2 protein-coding genes are annotated in these 1,222 nt (G+C 43.0%); both read right to left on the bottom strand.

Annotated features, from left to right (window positions below; translation table 11 throughout):
- Nucleotides 1–662 (bottom strand): NAD(P)-binding domain-containing protein (locus tag ACT3S4_RS14320; RefSeq protein WP_444761304.1); only part of this gene is annotated, 662 nt, incomplete at its 3' end.
- Nucleotides 652–1,222, bottom strand: a 571-nt coding sequence (locus ACT3S4_RS14315) for a VOC family protein (RefSeq protein WP_444761303.1), incomplete at its 5' end; no start/stop codon positions are given. The genes ACT3S4_RS14320 and ACT3S4_RS14315, both read right to left, overlap by 11 nt.

Here is a 1,222-nt window from a genome sequence, read left to right as displayed (position 1 = left end):
GTAATCCGAGCCGTAGCTCTCTCAAATAATACGCGACCATCGACATCATCTGCTAAAAATAATGGCGGCTCACGCGTGACCCAGCTTACATCAGCAACCTCAGCTAGCTCAGCATAAATTTGCGCGCCAGAATTGCCACCACCGACTACTAGTATCCGCTTGCCTTTATACGTCTCAATACCCGCATAGTGTGCAGAATGGCACTGCTCACCGCGGTACATTTCTTGGCCAACAAGCGTTGGTATAACGCTATGACTCCATGTACCTGTCGTATTAACCACTGCTTTAGCCAACCAAGTAAATTTTCCATCCGTCACCCGCAAACAGTTGTGTTCACTATCGCGTTGTACATTGGTCACCTGATATGGTCGATACACAGGCAGTTGGTAGTGTTGCTCATAATCAGCAAGATAACTGAGCACCTCATCTCGATGCGGGTATTCATTATCTTTGGCCTTTGGCATGAGCCTACCAGGTAATGAACTCATTATTGCCGGAGAAAATAACCGTAGTGATGGCCAAGTATGTTGCCACGCTCCACCACTTTGGCTTTGATTATCAAGGATAATAAAGTCAAGCTTAGCGCGTCTAAGATAATATCCTACCGCTAAACCTGCTTGACCGCCGCCAATCACGACCGCATCGAATATCTTAGTTGACATAATTACACTCAGTTCCTGCTACTAAAAAAGTTGGCTGCTCATTTTGGGGTTTTGTTAAAAACTCTGTCTCTGTTAAACGTGCATAGATTTCGATTAAATTACCATCAGGGTCTTTTAGCCATAACTCATGTAAAGGTGTGCCTTTCCAAGTGGTTCTCGGTGGTTTAAAAATAGTTAAGCCAGCATTTTTTGCGCTAAAAAAGGCATCAATGACTTCTTGCCTGTTATTAACATTTATACCTAAATGATAAAGAGTGTCATGATTAAGCTGCTTACCGTCAGATACCACTAACACCATATTTAAATTGAGGTCTTGGCGGATAAAGGTAGCATAACGATGTGTCCACTCTTTTGGCCAAGTGTTCAACAACCAACTATAAAACGCGGTACTCTTGGCTAAGTCATTTACCCGAATACTACCGTGGAACTCTATAGAGTCGATACCAACTGGCATTTTTATTAGCTCTGCTAATATCAATATTCGTTGTCGCAATTGATCTCGCACCATTCTAAAACGCTCAAGTGCTTCGTCTGACGAACTTGAACCAATTGCAGGATCA

Origin of the sequence: Psychrobacter sp. AOP30-A2-5, assembly GCF_052378115.1 — a bacterium.
Classification (GTDB): Bacteria; Pseudomonadota; Gammaproteobacteria; order Pseudomonadales; family Moraxellaceae; genus Psychrobacter.
This window is presented reverse-complemented; position numbering and strand designations above follow the sequence as displayed.